The 15,707-nt window shown below is 62.8% G+C and carries 15 protein-coding genes; 3 read left to right on the top strand and 12 right to left on the bottom strand.

Going from position 1 to position 15,707, the window contains the following annotated elements; translation table 11 throughout:
• Positions 1-384 precede the first annotated feature (384 nt).
• Positions 385-1,320 (bottom strand): C40 family peptidase, encoded by a 936-nt coding sequence (locus Q5H89_RS21810; protein ID WP_305021451.1) that lies wholly within the window; start codon positions 1,318-1,320, stop codon positions 385-387.
• Positions 1,321-1,439: 119 nt separating this feature from the next.
• On the opposite strand from Q5H89_RS21810, the gene Q5H89_RS21805 reads away from it, so the two are divergent.
• Complete coding sequence (locus Q5H89_RS21805; RefSeq protein WP_305021450.1) at positions 1,440-3,320, top strand: M61 family metallopeptidase; 1,881 nt, start codon at positions 1,440-1,442, stop codon at positions 3,318-3,320.
• Positions 3,321-3,406: 86 nt separating this feature from the next.
• On the opposite strand, the gene Q5H89_RS21800 is transcribed toward Q5H89_RS21805, so the two are convergent.
• From Q5H89_RS21800 to Q5H89_RS21770, 7 genes are all read right to left on the bottom strand, one after another.
• Positions 3,407-3,757 (bottom strand): nuclear transport factor 2 family protein, encoded by a 351-nt coding sequence (locus Q5H89_RS21800; RefSeq protein ID WP_305021449.1) that lies wholly within the window; start codon positions 3,755-3,757, stop codon positions 3,407-3,409.
• Positions 3,758-3,847: 90 nt separating this feature from the next.
• A complete protein-coding gene (locus tag Q5H89_RS21795; protein WP_305021448.1) occupies positions 3,848-5,599 on the bottom strand; it encodes a protein-disulfide reductase DsbD family protein in 1,752 nt (583 codons plus the stop codon).
• Positions 5,600-5,610: 11 nt separating this feature from the next.
• On the bottom strand, positions 5,611-6,060 hold the full coding sequence (locus Q5H89_RS21790) for a protein-disulfide reductase DsbD domain-containing protein (RefSeq protein ID WP_305021447.1): 450 nt from the start codon (positions 6,058-6,060) through the stop codon (positions 5,611-5,613).
• 270 nt (positions 6,061-6,330) lie between these two features.
• Positions 6,331-8,292: a KUP/HAK/KT family potassium transporter gene (locus Q5H89_RS21785; protein ID WP_305021446.1), complete on the bottom strand. Its 1,962-nt coding sequence runs from the start codon at positions 8,290-8,292 to the stop codon at positions 6,331-6,333.
• 84 nt (positions 8,293-8,376) lie between these two features.
• Entirely contained in the window at positions 8,377-9,156 is a 780-nt protein-coding gene (locus Q5H89_RS21780; RefSeq protein ID WP_305021445.1) for a hypothetical protein, read from the bottom strand.
• Positions 9,157-9,162: 6 nt separating this feature from the next.
• Positions 9,163-9,798, bottom strand: a complete 636-nt coding sequence (locus Q5H89_RS21775; protein ID WP_305021444.1) for an FKBP-type peptidyl-prolyl cis-trans isomerase N-terminal domain-containing protein — start codon at positions 9,796-9,798, stop codon at positions 9,163-9,165.
• Between the two features lie 158 nt (positions 9,799-9,956).
• A complete protein-coding gene (locus tag Q5H89_RS21770) occupies positions 9,957-10,091 on the bottom strand; it encodes a hypothetical protein (protein ID WP_305021443.1) in 135 nt (44 codons plus the stop codon).
• A 381-nt stretch (positions 10,092-10,472) separates the two neighbouring features.
• Between Q5H89_RS21770 and Q5H89_RS21765 the strand changes: the two genes are divergently transcribed.
• Positions 10,473-10,880: a hypothetical protein gene (locus Q5H89_RS21765; protein ID WP_305021442.1), complete on the top strand. Its 408-nt coding sequence runs from the start codon at positions 10,473-10,475 to the stop codon at positions 10,878-10,880.
• A 6-nt stretch (positions 10,881-10,886) separates the two neighbouring features.
• Here the strand turns inward: Q5H89_RS21765 and Q5H89_RS21760 are convergent, their stop codons facing one another.
• From Q5H89_RS21760 to Q5H89_RS21750, 3 genes are read right to left on the bottom strand one after another with little or no spacing between them, the layout of a single operon-like run.
• Positions 10,887-11,303, bottom strand: coding sequence for a YybH family protein (locus Q5H89_RS21760; RefSeq protein ID WP_305021441.1), 417 nt, complete (start codon positions 11,301-11,303; stop codon positions 10,887-10,889).
• A 45-nt stretch (positions 11,304-11,348) separates the two neighbouring features.
• On the bottom strand, positions 11,349-12,110 hold the full coding sequence (gene mtgA / locus Q5H89_RS21755) for a monofunctional biosynthetic peptidoglycan transglycosylase (RefSeq protein WP_305021440.1): 762 nt from the start codon (positions 12,108-12,110) through the stop codon (positions 11,349-11,351).
• Between the two features lie 15 nt (positions 12,111-12,125).
• Positions 12,126-13,262: an App1 family protein gene (locus tag Q5H89_RS21750; protein ID WP_305021439.1), complete on the bottom strand. Its 1,137-nt coding sequence runs from the start codon at positions 13,260-13,262 to the stop codon at positions 12,126-12,128.
• Between the two features lie 87 nt (positions 13,263-13,349).
• Here Q5H89_RS21750 and Q5H89_RS21745 point away from each other — a divergent pair, with 87 nt between their 5' ends.
• The gene (locus Q5H89_RS21745; RefSeq protein WP_305021438.1) at positions 13,350-14,468 is read left to right on the top strand and encodes a DNA topoisomerase IB; all 1,119 of its coding nucleotides are present in this window, start codon (positions 13,350-13,352) and stop codon (positions 14,466-14,468) included.
• 3 nt (positions 14,469-14,471) lie between these two features.
• On the opposite strand, the gene Q5H89_RS21740 is transcribed toward Q5H89_RS21745, so the two are convergent.
• Positions 14,472-15,707 (bottom strand): MFS transporter, encoded by a 1,236-nt coding sequence (locus tag Q5H89_RS21740; RefSeq protein ID WP_305021437.1) that lies wholly within the window; start codon positions 15,705-15,707, stop codon positions 14,472-14,474.

Raw genomic sequence — 15,707 nt, 5'->3', positions numbered from 1 at the left:
CGCTTGGAACCTACCCCCCGGCAATTAACTTTAACACCCAGTAGCGAGTGCTACGGCCCCGGACGAGCCGCCCTAATTTGCTGGGCAGCAACCCCAGGGTTATGTGGAACCATAAAGAAAGGAGGTACAAAATGTCTAGTAGTCCCAACCAAATCCTGCCGAGCCTGTCCAATGTAGTACGCCTCACCGCCGTACTCGCCTAAACACACAGCTCGGCGGAGGGCGCTGCAGTATTGCGGCCCCCTTTCGTTGGACAGGTCTTACTGTGAGACGGCGGCGCTGCACCCCAGCGCTCTCGCTCGGTAAGATTTGAAGGATTAGATGCCCGACTAGCCCCCTGGCGCGCGCAAGCGCGCCGCGGTGGGCCGGTCGGGCATCGTTTTTTTAGCGGGTCTTTGGTTTTGCCGAGTGATGCGCTGGCTTTGTTTGGGCCGCTGCCTTAAGTGCTTTTTGGCCGGTTGGCTGCTTTTTGGCCGTAGTCTTTTTGCTGCTTACTAGCTTTTGGGCAGCGGCGTGCCTAGCCGGGGTAGGCCGTTTGCGCGTGGCAGTTGCTTTGGCGGTAGCCCTGGCGTGGGGGCGTAACCGAACCGGGACCGGGGCAACCCTGGCTGGCAGCGTTGCGGCCAGGTCAACCTTTACCTTGGGCGAAGCCGCGGGCAGCGAGGTTACGGGCGCCGGCGGGCGGGCTAGCTCTGGCCGGCTCGAAGCTGCGGCTATTCTCGGGGTGGTGGCCGCCGGCCCGGCCGGGCTAGCGCCCAGCACGCGCCGCACCTGCATAAAGCGCCGCTCGTAGCCCGAGTTTTCGACTTGGCTGATTTTAACCCCCGACTCGCGCCGGGCCGACGAGGCGTGTACAAAGCGCAGCGGCGTTTCGCCCAGCGCCGAGATGACAATGCCCGCGTGGCCGGGCGTAGTGCTGCCCTCAGCTGTGCCGTTGAACACCACGATGTCGCCGGGCTGCGCCTGCGCGCGGGGCACCGCCTGGCCGGCCCCGATGAGCAGCGCCGTGGCGTGGGGCGTGGGCACGCCAAACCGCCCGAACACGTAGGTGATAAACCCCGAGCAGTCGAAACCCGTGAGCGGGCTGGTGCCCGCCCAGGTGTAAGGTGTGCCTACTTGCCGCAGGGCAAAGCGCACGATGCTATCGCGCTGCCCCGTGGGGGCGGGGCGGGGGCTAGCCAAGTGCTGGGCCACCAGCACTACCGCCGGCGCCGTGGGTGCGCTGCCGGCCGCCGGCTTGGCCGCGCGCCGGGGCAGCCAGAAGCGTAGCCCGAGCAGTACCAGCAGTAAACAACCAAAAATCAACCAGATACTACGCATATAAAAGCAGCCGCAGCGGCGGCCTAGCTCGCTTAACGGCGGGGCTGGGCAGGAAGTTGACTTGCCGCCGGCCTAGCAGATGCAGCGGCCGGCCCGGTTGGCGACGTTACTTTGTGGCCATGTTCGCATCTACATCTGCCTTTTGCCGCCTGGCCGCCGTGGCCGGCCTGCTGGCGGCCGTGCCCGCCGCCGCCCAAATCAAAACTAAAATCAAGGTAAAGCCGGGCGCCGCTGCCACATCGGCCCCGGCACCCGCCAGCGTGGCTGGCGGCAGCCTGCGCTACACGCTCGCCATGCCCGCGCCCCAAACGCACTATTTCGAGGTGCGGATGGACTTGCAGGGCTTCGGCCAGGAATACACTGACCTCAAAATGCCGGTGTGGGCGCCGGGCTCGTACCTGGTGCGCGAGTTTGCACGCCACGTCGAGCGCTTCCGGGCGCAGGGCGCCAATGGCCAGGCGCTGGCCGTGGAGAAGCTCGACAAAAATACCTGGCGCGTGCACCACGCCGGCCAGGGCACGTTCCGGGTCGACTATGGGGTGTATGCCTACGAAATCAGCGTGCGCACGAGCTTTATCGATGCCGACCACGGCTTTGCGCTCGGCAGCAGCATCTTCATGTACCCGGCCCTGGCCAAAAACATGGCTAGCCAGGTAACGGTGCAGCCCGCCGCCGGCTGGGCCACCGTGAGCACCGCCCTGCGCCCCGCGCCGGGCATGCAGAAGTTCGTGTACCAGTCGGCCAGCTACGACGAGCTGGCTGATTCTCCGATTGAAGTGGGCAACCAGAAAGTGCTGAATTTCAGCGCTAATAATACGCCGCACCAAATGGCCATGTATGGGCCTTACACGTTGCCCGACGAGCCGCGCTTCCTGGCCGACATGAAAAAGATTACCGAGGAAGCCCAGCGCGTAGTAGGCCAGAATCCGCTCGACCACTACCTCTTCATCGTGCACCACCTGGAGACGGGTGGCGGCGGCCTGGAGCACCTGTACTCGACCACGCTGGGGGCGCGGCCGGGTACGTACTCGTCGGAGGCGGGCTACAAGAATTTTCTGCGCCTGGTGGCCCATGAGTATTTCCACCTCTGGAACGTGAAGCGCATTCGGCCGGTGGCGCTGGGGCCGTTTGACTACGACCACGAGAACTACACGCACATGCTGTGGGTAAGCGAGGGCCAGACCGAGTACATGGCCAACCAGATTGCCCAGCGCGCCGGCTTCTATACCGCCCAGCAGTACTACGACCAACTGGCTACCGTGCTGGGGGGCGTCGAGAACCAGCCCGGCAACAAGCTACAGCCGGTAGCCATGGCGAGCTTCGACGCCTGGATTCGGGCCTACCGCCCCGATGAAAACTCGAAGAATTCGGAAATCAGCTACTATGACAAGGGCGAGATGGTGGGCATGGTGCTTGACCTCATGATTGTGCAGGCCACCAACGGCCAGAAGCATATCGACGACGTGTTCCGCCTGCTCTACGATAAATATTACAAAGGCCTGAAGCGCGGCTTTACCGACCAGGAGTACCAGGACGCGGTGGCCGAAGTAGCCGGCCGGCGCTTCGACGATTTCTTCCGCAACTACGTGTACGAGGCGCGCACCCTCGACTACGCCACCGCCCTGGGCTACGTGGGCCTGGCCCTGAACAGCACCCCCGCGACCCCCAACGGCAGCCTGGGCGCCACCATCGCCAACCGCAACGGCCACTACGTGGTAACGAGCGTGAAGCGCGACGGCACCGCCTGGACCGGCGGCCTCAACGTGAACGATGAGGTGCAGCAGCTCAACGGCGCCGCGCCCACCGACGATGCCGTGAAGCAGGCGCTCTTCGGCACCGCGCCCGGCACGGCCCTGAAAATGCAGGTTAAGCACGGCGCCCTCACCCACGACCTTAGCCTGACCCTGCAGCCCGACCCCGACCGCACCTACCAGATTCAGCCCGTGGCTAGCCCCACCCCCGACCAACTGCGCCTGCTGGCCAAGTGGCTGGGCAAGTAACAGCTTGCGGTGATGTTGCCCTAAAACCAAAAAGCCCTCCTGACCCTAGCGGCCAGGAGGGCTTTTTAGTAAGGTGAAATACCCGGTTATACCTGCTCGATATCCATCTGCTTGAACAGCTTATCCTCAATAGTATAGAGGTGCTTTACCGGGCCATCGAACAACAGCTGGCCCTGCTTATCTCTTACTATCTGATGCACGGCAACTTCCAGCCGGCCGTCTTCGCGCTCCTTGAAGCCGGTTGGCATCACCTGCGGGTTCAGCTCCTGCCACTGGCGCAGCCAGTATTCGCGCACCTCGTCGTGGCCGGTGGCATAGTCGCCCTCCCACGCCTTCGACCAGCGGACCTCGGGGTGAAGGGTGGTGAGAACGGTTGGAATATCGCGGGCGTTGAAAGCCGCATATGCTTTCCGAATCAGGTCGTGATAGTATTCCATTGGGAGAGGGCTAAATACGTGCGTGCGGCCTGAACTGAAGCAAAGCTTGCCAGCCAGGGCTCTTGCTTAACAGGAGGTGCTAGTAGGTAACTAGTAGGCTTTCAGGCCGCTATTGAGATAGTTTACGAAGTCGGCCACCTCGTAGTCGGCGCCCTGCGGCGGCACCAGCACCTGGCCCTCGCGGCCCAGCAGCACGTAGTAGGGTTGCGAGTTGGTGTTGAAGCGGCTGGCTTGCAGGTCGCTGTACTTATTGCCGATGGTTTTGAGGGTTTTACCGCTGAGCTTCGACACGGTTTGCTCGGCGGCGGGCAGCTCGGTTTTATCGTCTACGTAGAGCTGAATGAGTACGTACTTGTCGCGCAGCAGCGGCAGCACCTGCTTATCGGGCCACACATTGGCTTCCATTTTGCGGCAGTTCACGCAGGCGTGGCCCGTAAAGTCGATGAGCACCGGCTTGCCCACTTGCTTGGCGTAGGCCATGCCTTCATCATAGTCGAAGAAAGCCGGCAGCCCGAGCGGCGCATGGAACAAATCGGCGTACTTGTGGGGGGCGGTGCTAGCAGCGGGTGCCGCGCTGCCCGTGCCAGCCGGGGCCAGCAGGGTAGGTGTGTAAAGGTCAAAATCCTGGGTGTCCTGCGGGGGCAGAAAGGCCGACACGGCCCGCAGCGGCGCGCCCCACAGGCCCGGTACCAGGTACAGAGTGAAGGACAAGACGATGATGGACAAAAACAAGCGCGGCAGCGTGATAAACGGCAGGTCGCTATCGTGCGAGAAGCGCAGCTTGCCTAGCAAATACAGCCCCATCATCCCGAAAATAATTACCCACAGCACTAGAAACACCTCACGGTCGAACCACTGCCAGTGGTAGGCCAGGTCCACGTTGGACAAGAACTTGAGGGCTAGCGCCAGCTCCAGAAAGCCCAGCGTCACCTTCACCGAATTGAGCCAGCCGCCCGACTTGGGCAGCGAGGCCATCCAGCCCGGAAACAGCGAAAACAGCGTAAACGGCAGCGACAGGGCTAGCGCAAAGCCAAACATGCCCACGGCCGGCCCCAGCAGCTGGCCCATAGTAGCGGCCTGCACCAGTAAGGTGCCGATGATGGGCCCGGTGCACGAAAACGACACCAGCGCCAGCGTGGCAGCCATAAAGAAAATGCCCGCCAGGCCGCCCCTGTCGGCCTTCTCGTCCATTTTATTGGCCCAGGCCGTGGGCAGCATAATCTCGAACGCGCCTAGAAACGATGCCCCAAACACCACCAGCAGCAGGAAGAAGAAGAAGTTGAAAATGCCGTTGGTAGCCAGGTTGTTAAGCGCATCGGCCCCAAACAGCACCGTAATCAGCAGCCCCACCGCCACGTAAATAACGATGATGCTGGCCCCGTACACCAGCGCGTTGCGAATGCCGCGCGCCCGCGTGCCCGAGCGCTTGGTGAAGAAGCTCACCGTCATGGGCAGCAGCGGGAAAATGCAGGGCATCAGCACCGCCGCGAAGCCCCCCAGCAGGCCCGCTAGAAACGTGACCCACAGCGAAGATTTTACCGGCGCGGGCGCCGCCTGGGCCGGCTGGCTGGCCTCGGCAGCGGCGGCCGGGCTGGCGGCCGTGGCCGCCGGGCTGGCAGTAGCCGGGGCAACTGCGGTGGCTGCCGTATCGGCAGCCTTGGCCGGCGGGGCGGCCTCCTCCACGGGGGTAAACTGAATATCGGCCGTCGAAACGGTATCCTGGGCCTGGGCGGGCTGCCCGGCAAAGACCCCAACCAGGAGCCACAGCCCTAGCAGCCAGGCCGCCGGGGCCTTTAACGAGCGCAGGAGCCTAGTGGCTCCTGCTAAATTGGTTACGCGCATTACAAAAGAAGTTATTTTACGGGAATGCTGAATGCCACTTCATCGGGCGGCAGGCATTTCTCGTCGTTGCAGGCCATAAATTCCAGGTTGCCCTTCACCGTGATGGGGCCCTTGCCAGTGAGCTTCACCTTCTGCTGAAAAATAACCGAGTTAGTGAAGTAGCTCACCTCCATGTTGAAGGTCTTTTCCATCTTGGAAATCGGCTTGGGCTCCTGCGGCGCGCCCACCAGGGTGTAGGCTTTTGAGGGGTCAAACTTAATGGTGGTTTTCACCGGGCCGCCGTCCTTCACGTTTTGCGAGTACACGTGCCAGCCCGCGTCGATGGTGGCTTTCAGGAACACCACGGCCTCGGTGGGGCTGATTTTTTTGGCGGCGTAGCTCCAGTGTACGGGCGTCAGAATCTGGGCTTTGGCTTGCGTGGCGCCAAGCAGGACCATGCCTGCCAACAGTAGTTTTTTCATGAATGCAAAGGGCAATAAGCGGCCCGGTAGATGCGCTAAAACAAAGGTAGTGCCTGTTTTATCCCAGCGGCAGGCAGTATCGGCAAACTACCAGTTGCCAGGCCTACTTGTTTTGACAAGGTATGCTGGCCGCTACCGGAGGCTAGTAGTGGCCGGGGCCGCTGGCTGTAGCGCCAGTCTGCAACCAAAAAGTCGCGACAGCCAGCCCCTCTTTTACGAAAAAAGCCTGCCGGGCAGGCAGGCTTTCTTGTGCTATCAGGTACCTGGCGGCTATTTCACCCGCGTCAGGGCCACTTCGCGCACCGGGGCAATAACCAGCGGTACTTTCTCCATCTTCACCGAAGAAGTGTCGAGGCCGAAGTACTGGGCCTCGCCCGAGATGAACTGCTTGATGTAGAAGTATGCCTGCATCACGAGCTTTTCCTGGGTCGGGAAGTCGTTCTCGACCGACAGGTATTTTTCCAGCACCACGAAGCGGAAATCGCCCACCACGTGCCGCTGGCTCAGCGAGGAGTAGCGCGAGGTGATATCCACTTCCTTGTTGCGCACCAGGTCCTCCACCACTTTGCGGAAGAACAGGTTGATGCGCTGCTGCACCCGGAAACCCAGCTTGAAGTTAATGCGGAACACGTCGTCGGGCGCCAGCTCGGTCACCTTGTACTCCATCGTGTACGGCTCGTCGGTGGTATCGACGTGGATAAACCAGTAGATATCCGCCCGCTTAGGTCGCTTCTGGAAAATGGAGTAGATGATTTTCTGCTCAATCTCGCTGGCCCGCTCGGCCGAGGTCAGGAACACGAGGTGGGTGGCATACTTGCCAATCGAGTCGTCGTTGCTGAGCTGCTTGAGCGGCTCAATGTAAGGCTCCATCTTCACGAAGTCGGTGAGGCGTCGCTTGATGTAGTAGGCCTTGAGCCACACGTACATCACGGCCATGAGCGCCGTGCCAATCATGAGCGATACGTAGCCGCCCTTGGGAAACTTGAGCAGGTTAGCCACCAAGAAAGAGCCCTCAATCAGCCCATACACTACCACAAACAGGGCCACCAGGGGCAGGGCTACCCGCTTCACTTTCCAGAGCCAGACGGTAAGCAGCACCGTGGTCATGAGCATGGTGAGGGTGATGGCCAGGCCGTAGGCGGCGTCCATATTGGCCGACTCGCGGAAGTGCAGCACCACCCCGATGCAGCCAATCAGCAGCAGCCGGTTCATGCTGGGCACGAAGAGCTGTCCCTTCACGTCGGTAGGGTAGTTGAGGCGCACTTTGGGCCACATATTCAGGCGAATGGCCTCGGCCACCAGCGTAAACGAGCCGGTGATGAGGGCCTGCGAGGCGATAACGGCCGCCACCGTGGCTAGCCCGATACCAAAAATGAGGAACCCGTGCGGCATAAGCGCATAAAAGGGGTTGGTATCGCCGAGCGGCTCGCCCACGTGCAGCAGCAGCCAGGCGCCCTGGCCCAGGTAGTTGAGCACCAAGGTAGTCTTTACAAAAGTCCAGCTGATGCGGATGTTGCCCTTGCCGCAGTGGCCCAGGTCGGAATACAGGGCCTCGGCCCCGGTAGTGCACAGAAATACCGACCCCAGCAGCCAGAACCCCCCCGGATAATTTACCAGCAGCTGATAGGCATAGTAAGGATTGATGGCCTTGAGAATGACCGGATTTTTAATTATCCACATGCTGCCCAGCACGCCCAGCATGGTAAACCAGAGAAACATAATCGGGCCAAAGGCTTTGCCTACTATCTGGGTTCCAAAGCTTTGGAGCAGGAATAGCCCCGCGATAATGCCGATAACAATGTAGACAATAATGTCCTGCGTGAGGCCCGGAAACACCGCCTTCATGCCCTCTACCGCCGACGATACCGAGATGGGCGGCGTAATAACCCCATCGGCCAGCAGCGACGCCCCTCCGATAATGGCTACCGCCGACAGCCAGGCCCCCCGCCGCCGCACCAGGGCGTAGAGCGAAAAAATGCCGCCCTCGCCGTTATTATCGGCATTGAGGGTGAGCAGCACGTACTTGACGGTGGTTTGCAGCGTGAGCGTCCAGAGTACGCACGAAATGCCGCCGAGGACTAAGTCTCTGTCAATCAGGCCCGGCACGTGCCCACTCTTAATGAGGGAGGTCATCACGTACAGAGGCGAGGTGCCAATGTCGCCATAAATAATACCGAGCGCAATAAGCAGCCCGGCCCCGGAGATGGCGGTGTGCGAAGATTTAGAACTCATGAGGTAACGGAGTAATTACTTAGTCAAAAAGCAGCGCGTAAAGCCCGGTGACGCGGTAAAAGTAAGAAGGTGCGACGGCCGGCTTTACGCAGGCGCGTCCGAAATGGCTGGGTCGGGGGCCCACTGTGCCGCTTCGGCCTGCCTGGCTGCCTCGGCGGCGGCGGCACGCTCGGCTTCCAGGGCGGCCAGCAGCCTAGCGGCTTCGGCGGCGGCCTGGTCGTGGGCGCGGTGCACGCGGCGGTTTAGCTCGCCCACCAGGCGCCGCCAGCCATCGGCATCGCCGGGCAGGGCAAAGTGCACAGCCTCGCGGCCCAGCAGCACCAGCCGCAGCCGGTTGGTGCCCCGGTGACCATAGAGCAGCACCAGCGCCGTGGCCAGCAGCCCGGCCATAGTAGGCAGCGTACGTAGCCAGTTATTTAAAAACAGAATCAGCACAATGGCTAGCCCCAGCCCGCCCAGTAGGTACCACAGCAGCCAGCGCACTGGCTGTACTTCGGCCCGCTCCAGCTCGCGCAGGCCGTAGGTGTGGCCCAGCACCGTGAGCGAGGTATCAGTCAGGGTCAGGCGGCCATCGGTGCTGCTGATGGTAGGAGCAGGGGGCGGCAGCGCCTCGGCTTCGGCCGCTAGGGCAGGTGCCGCGTCGGTAGCCGCCGGTTCATCCGCCGGGCTGGCTGCTACCAAAGCCGCCACCGGCGCGGGCGCGACCGGTGGCGGACTAGGGGCAGCAGGCGCGGCCAAAACGGGGCTAGCGGGCACGGCCGTGCTGTGCCGTACCCAGGTGGGGGCGGTAGCAGCGGTGGCCGTGGCGCCCGCTAGGGGGGCGGGCGCCTGGGGCGCCTCGCCCGGTACATCCCCGTCTGGCACGGCTGCTTAGTTGTTTACTTTAAGCAGCTCCACGTCGAAAATCAGCGCCGAGTCGGGGCCGATGTCGCGGCCCGCGCCGCGCTTGCCGTAGGCCAGGTCCGAGGGGATGTAGAGGCGGTACTTCGAGCCTTCGGGCATCAGCTGCAGGGCTTCGGTCCAGCCGGCGATTACGCCATTCACCGGGAAGGTAGCCGGCTGGCCGCGCTGGTAGCTGCTGTCGAACACGTTGCCGTTGATGAGCGTGCCGTGGTAGTGCGTGGTTACCGACGAGCGCAGGGTGGGCTTGGGGCCGGTGCCCTGGGTCAGCACTTCGTACTGCAGGCCGCTGGGCAGGGTGGTTACGCCCGGCTTCTGGGCGTTTTCGGCGAGGAAGGCTTCGCCTTCGGCTTTGTTGTTCATGGCATTGGGGTTTTGGGGGGCGTCGTCATCGTCGTCTTCACCGCCGCCGAGCTGCTCTTGCAGCTGCTGCATGGCGGCTTGCATTTGCTCCTGGGTCAGGCGGCTGGGCTGGCCCGAGAGGCCTTCTTTAAGGGCAGCCGCCAGGGTGTCGATATCCAGCTCCAGGCCCTGCTGGGCAAAGTTGCGGGCCAGGTCGCGGCCGATGATGTAGCTGACCTGCTGTTGATTGGTGTCGAGCGTCACGGGTAAATGAGCGTAAATGCGCCGGCTCGCCAGAGCCGGCCAGGCGTGAAAAATGAGGAAATGAGGCCGCGAAGGTCGGCACTGCTAGCCGCTTCTTACGCAAAAAGCCCCGCCGGGGGCGAGGCTTTGCAGGCAAGTATGGTGGGAAACCCGGTGGGCTAGAGGTAGTAATGGTCCTCTTCGCCGTGCAGGTGAAAGGTCAGATTGAGGTTGGCCAGCTGCGCCCGCAGGTAGCGAAGCGAACCCAGGCTGCCGAGCAGCAGCAACGACGATAGGGCAGTTGTCTTCTTCATGAGCACTGGTTGTTAAAAGATTAAAACGCAGCGCAAAGATACGCAAGCTTGCGGAAATATGTTAGGCGTGCCGAGTAGTTTGCGAGATTTAGCTTGCTGCTAAAGGCTACCCGCCCTACTTTGCCAAAAAATATTCCCATGGCGTTGCTTCGTTACCTCAGCCCCTTGGTGCTGGCCTTCAGTCTGCTTGTCCGGCCTAGTCTGGCTCAACAGGCAGACCTTACGCCAGTGCAGCCAGTTCAGCCCCGGCTTGTGTGGCCCGCTGCCTCTAGTGAGAGCACCGGGCACACAGTTGCGCCGGTGGCCAGTGCAGCACCAATAGCTAGGCGGTGCCTGGTTTCGGTGTTGCCGCCAATGCCACTACTAGTAATAAACTCAAAATTGCTAACTGATTATGCCTACTTAAACAAGCTCAATCCTGCTAATATCAAAAGAGTTATTGTTTACAAGGGCGGCAATTCCATGCATGCCACCACACCTATCCAATGGCGCGGCTTGGATAGGAACGGTTTGATAGCGATAAGGCTGAAGAAGAAAAGGCGCCTGAAAAGTCAAACGCTGGCGCAGCTAGGGCGTCAACTGCGAGTGCAGGGGCCGATAAGCTATACCATTAACGACTTGCCAGCTAACGGCGCCCTGTGCATCGCTACGGCCAGCATTGCGGAAATAAAATTGGCCCGCACGCCCATCGGCACCACCGTTGGGGTGTGGCTTTTGCAAGAGCCTAGCCCGCTAACCAAGACTTACCCGCTCGGTACTATTATGATTCAGGACACGGCCCGCCGCTAGCCCACCTTAACTCGAATGGTCGGCCACGATAACCCACTGGCCGTTTAGCTTGCGGAAAATCAGCAGAAACTGCCCTTGCGCATCGCCGGCCGCCGCGCTGGGCCGGGCCAGGTGCCAGTGGCCCACTACCTGCGCCACGTCGGGGGCGAGGGGCGTAATGCGCAGCTGGCTGAAATCAAGTTTGCCCATCTGGGCGGCGTCGGGGTAGTGTTTTTGGTAGTTGGCTATGGTCGGCTGCCAGCCGTAGGTAGCGCCGCCCTTGCCAATGAACACCAGCGAGTCGGAGTGCCAGTAGCCGGCCATGAAGCCGGGAATGTCGCCCCGGTTCCAGGCCGCCGTTTGGGTAGTGAGCACCTGGGCAATGGCCTGGCGTGGGGTGGGCGGCGCGGCGAGGGCCAGGGCGAGCAGCAGCGTGTTCAGCATAAGCTTGGCGGCAAAAGGTATAAGTGAAGTGCCAGGGCGTAAGGGCTAGCGGTTCAGCAAGGTAGCCACGTAGGCGGTGCCGCCCAGCGCCCGCATGTTGCGCAGCACGCGCAGCTGCTTGGCCCGCGCCTGCGGCCCGGGCTGGCCCGCCCGAAAGCGCAGCGGGTTGGGCAGCACGCCGGCCAGCAGCGCCGCTTCGGGGGCGCTGAGGTTGCGGGCGGGCTTGTGGAAATAGCGCTGGCTGGCCGCTTCCACGCCGAAGGTGCAGTCGCCCATCTCGGCCACACTCAGGTACATTTCCATGATGCGGCGCTTGCTCCAGAGCAGCTCGATGAGGACGGTGAAGTACGCCTCGGCGGCCTTGCGCACGTAGGAGCGGCCCTGCCAGAGAAACACGTTTTTGGCCACCTGCTGCGAGATGGTAGAGCCGCCGCGCACGGGCTTGCCATCGGCGCGGTGCCAGTTGTACTGGGCGGCCTTCCACATGCCATCCACGTCGAAGCCGTGGTGGATGAGGAAGCGCTGGTCCTCGGCCGCCACCACGGCCAGCGGGATGCTGGGAGCCACCTCATCGAGCGAGGTAAAATTGTAGTGCGCGTGGCGTGGGTCGGCCTGAATGCCGATGTACCCTAGCCCCACCGGCGCGTGGGCGCGGCGGTCGAGCATAAGCCAGGTGGCGGGCGGCGCCACCCAGCGGTAGAGCAGCACCCACGTCACGGTAAGCAGAAACAGCGCCGCCACGGTTTGCAGCGCCACGCGAAAAACCGTGCGCCACGGCGGAAGAAGAGATTGTACGGAATGCGCCACGGGGCAAAAGTAAGGCTAGCCGTGCTCGGCGCGCACCTGCGCCAGCCCCTCGGCCGTGATGAGGCCGTGGGCGGCGGCGTGGGTGGCGGCGGCCAGGTAGTCGGGCACCAGCAGCAGCGCCACGCCGGTGTCGCGATGCAGGGCCTCGGCCAGGGGCGCCACGCGGGCGGCGCGGGCCGGCACGCCCACGTCGCGGATGTACACTACCCGAATGCGCCCGGGGTGCGTGCGCACTACCTCGGTATAGATGTCGGGGTCCTGCTGGCCGCTGTCGCCGAGTAAAATAAACGTGAGGTCGGGATACGTATCGAGTATCTGATTGATTTCCTTTAGCTTATGGCCGTGGTGGGGCGAGGCCGCGGTAGGTTTTGCCTCCGAGCCGGGCGTGCGGCCCAGCAGGGTTTCGCGCAGCAGCAGCGGGCCGGGCGGCACGCCTTGCAGGCGCAGAAAGTCATCGAGCACGTCGTACAGATTCCAGGGCGACGAGCTGACGTAGAAAAAGGGGTTGTCGGGCCGGCCGCTGAGGCCGCGCAGCAGCGCCTGGTAAAAGGCCGCCACGCCCGCCAGCGTTTCGTGCGAGTGGGCGTTGCGCAGCAGTACGGTGCGCAGCATCCGCAAAATGTGCGTGGCCTTGGTCACAATCACGGTATCGTCGAGGTCGGAGATGACCCCAAACTCGGCCGTGGGCGGCGGAATAAGCACCTGCGCCGTGCCCTCGACCTGCCCCAGCAGCCCCAGAAACCGCGGGGGCAGCTTGGTGAGGCGCACCGGCACCGGGTGCCACAAATACTCGACCGAGGGCGGTAGCGCGGGCGGGTCGAGGCGCAGGGTGAAGTAGCCGGTGTTGCCCGTGACGACGGGCAGCTCCAGGTGGTTGGGTAGCGAGATAACGACCTCAGCGCCGGGTATTTCGCGGCTGTTGAAGCGCCGGTACATGGCCTGGAAGTTGCGCCACGGCGAGTCGGCATCGGTCTGGGGCGTGAGGCCGCGGTCGGCAAGCAGGCGGCCCTTCACGTAGAAGCGGTGCGGGGTGCCGTAGCTGCGGTACACATCGAGGTGCAGCGGGCGCAGCCGCCCCAGCCGGGCCGCCACGCGCGTTATCGACGCATCGACCCATTCCCACCCATCCGCTAGCCATTGCGCTATGTCCATCCGGCAAACCTACGGCCGGCGGGCGGTTTGGGCGGCCTCACCATTTGCCTGGCTTTTGCGTAGAACCCGGCTTTACCCCGCGCTTCCATGCCCACCGCCCCCGTGCAGCCCCGCCCCAAAACCCGCAAGAAAAGCCTGCCGCCCATCCACGAGCTGGCCGCCCACGAGCTTTACAAAGACCCCGCCCGCCAGGCCGAGCTGGCCGGCCTGCGCTACGCCACCGATGCCGGCCCTGGCCTGCGCCGCGAGGCTAGCGGGGCGCATGAGTTCGTGTATGTCAATGCGAAAGGCGAGAAAATTACCGATGCCAAAACGCTGGACCGCATCCACAGCTTCGTGATTCCGCCGGCCTGGACCGACGTGTGGATTGCGCCCAATCCCAGCTTTCACCTGCAGGTGACGGGCCACGACGCGGCCGGCCGCAAGCAGTACCGCTACCACCCGGCCTGGGATGCCGCCCGCTCGCTCACCAAGTTTTCGCGCCTGCTGGCCTTCGGCCAAAAGCTGGGCGAGCTGCGCCAGCAGCTGCGCAAAGACCTGGCCCGCCCCGGCCTCGACCGCGATAAGGTGGTGGCCCTCGTGCTCACGCTCATGGACCAGTCGTTTATCCGCATCGGCAACGAGGAATACGCCAAGAAAAACAAAAGCTACGGTCTCACCACGCTGCTCGATGACCACGTGGCAATCAGCCACGGCGACGTGCGGTTTTCCTTCGTGGGTAAAAAAGGCGTGGCCCACGACGTCACCATTCACGACCGCAAGCTGGCTAGCCTCGTGCGCAAGTGCAAGGAGATACCGGGCCAGCACCTGTTTCAGTTCTACGGCGCCGATGGCCAGCGTCACCCCCTGGAGTCGGGCCATGTGAATGATTACTTGCACCAGCATACCGGCATCGCGCTCTCGGCCAAAGACTTCCGCACCTGGGGCGGCACCGTAAAAATGGTGCAGTGCCTCGAAACAGTGCTGAACGGCGACGTGGAGCTAGCCCCCGAAAAAGCCATTCGCCAAGCTACCAAAGAGGTTGCCAGCAACCTCGGCAACACGCCCACCGTGTGCTCCAAGTACTACATTCATCCGCAGGTGACGGAGCTGTTCAAATCGGGCAAACTTATTGAGTATCTGCGCCGCCACGATGCCGACCCGCAGGACCGCGACGAGCTTTCGCCCACCGAGCACCTGGTGCTGGAGATGCTGGCCGAGGTGTAGCCCCTAGCGGGCGGCCAGCTCGGGGGGGGCGGCGGGCGCCGCCTGCCGCAGATTGCGCCAATACAGCAGGCCAATGCCGAAAGCCAACAGGCTCTCGGCCAGTACGGTAGGCTGCACGCCGAGGCGCTGCGACACGGCCCCCACTACCACGCTGCCCAGCGGCAGCGCGGCCGTGTACACCAGCACGTAGAGGCTGATAACCCGCCCCCGCATGGCGGGCAGCACCAGCGTTTGCAGCAGCGTCACGCTGATGGTAGTCTGGGCCATCATCCCAAACGCGGCCACTACCAGAAAGGCCAGCGCCAGCCCATACCAGGGCGTGTAGGCAAAAAGCAGCAGCCCCGCCCCAAATACGAACGTGGTGAACGTCACTACTTTATTTAGGTTGGTGGCCGGCGGCAGCCCGGCCAGGTACAGCGCCCCCACTAGCCCGCCCAGCCCAATGGCGCCGTCGAGCAGGCCGAAGGTGGTGGCCGTGCCCCCAAAAATGTCCTTGGCGTACACGGGCATGAGCGTGGTGAAGGGCAGCACCAGCAAAGCCGTGAGCCCGAGCGTGCTGATAATGAAGCGGATAGCCGGCGTGGCTTGCACGTAGTGGAAGCCATCGGCGAGTTCGGCCAGCAGGTTTTGGGTCGAAGGTCTAGCTACGAAGGCCGGCAGGCGCATGGCCAGCAGCGACCCGATAACGGCCACGAAGCTGAAGGCATTCAGGCCAAAGCACACGGTGGCCCCGAGCCGCTCAATGGCCAGGCCCGCCAGGGCGGGGCCTAGCAGCTTGCTCAGGTTGAGCATCGTCGAGTTGAGGGCCACGGCGTTGGGCACGTCCTGCTTATCGGCCACCAGCTCGTAAACCAGCGACTGCCGGGCCGGCACATCGAAGGCGTTGATGACGCCCAGCGCGGCGCTCAGAGCCATAATTGGCCACACCGCATCGGGCCGCCAGTACACAGCCAGCGCCAGCAGGGCCGCCTGCCCCATCGAGAGCACCTGCGTGAGCAGCAGCACCCGGTAGCGGCTGTAGCGGTCGGCCACCACGCCGCCCAGCAGCGAAAACAGGGCCGAGGGAAACAGCGTGGCAAACACGCTCACGCCCAGCATAAACTTGGAGTGCGTTTGGGCATATACTACCCAGCTCACCGCCGTTTTCTGCATCCAGGTGCCGAGTAGCGACAGCGACTGCCCGCCGAAGAACAGCCGAAAATTGCGGCTGCGAAAAGCCCGGAAAGCAGCTGCATTCAT

The sequence above is a fragment of the Hymenobacter cheonanensis genome (genome assembly GCF_030581075.1).
Classification (GTDB): domain Bacteria; phylum Bacteroidota; class Bacteroidia; order Cytophagales; family Hymenobacteraceae; genus Hymenobacter.
This window is presented reverse-complemented; position numbering and strand designations above follow the sequence as displayed.